We start from the raw sequence: 279 nt of genomic DNA, 5'->3' as shown, positions 1-279 counted from the left end.
CCGATCCTATCAACGTTTTCATTGCGATATCATTACCACAGAAATGATATCGTTTTCACGTCGTACTCTAAGAAGGAAACGGGTAATTGTGGGTTTCTGTTGCCTTGAATGGAATCGAACCGGCGCTCTGAAGGAGTGCTCCATCACCGCCATCGCAAACCAACCCACACTTTCAGTTATTGCAGTTACAGGTCTTGGTCGCCATATTGGCGGCTAAGGAGAAATCATCATGGCAAGCCAGATTGTTCATTTCGCCAGACTGTCAGATCGCGACCGAAA

At 47.0% G+C, this 279-nt stretch carries 1 protein-coding gene; it reads left to right on the top strand.

The features are described from left to right. A partial coding sequence (locus EN824_RS35785; protein WP_210236414.1) for a hypothetical protein occupies positions 1-217 on the top strand: 217 nt, incomplete at its 5' end. Positions 218-279 lie beyond the last annotated feature (62 nt).

This window comes from Mesorhizobium sp. M8A.F.Ca.ET.181.01.1.1, assembly GCF_004792025.1.
Taxonomy (GTDB): Bacteria; Pseudomonadota; Alphaproteobacteria; order Rhizobiales; family Rhizobiaceae; genus Mesorhizobium.
The sequence above is the reverse complement of the archived record's forward strand: the minus strand, read 5'-3'. Positions and strand labels throughout refer to the sequence as shown.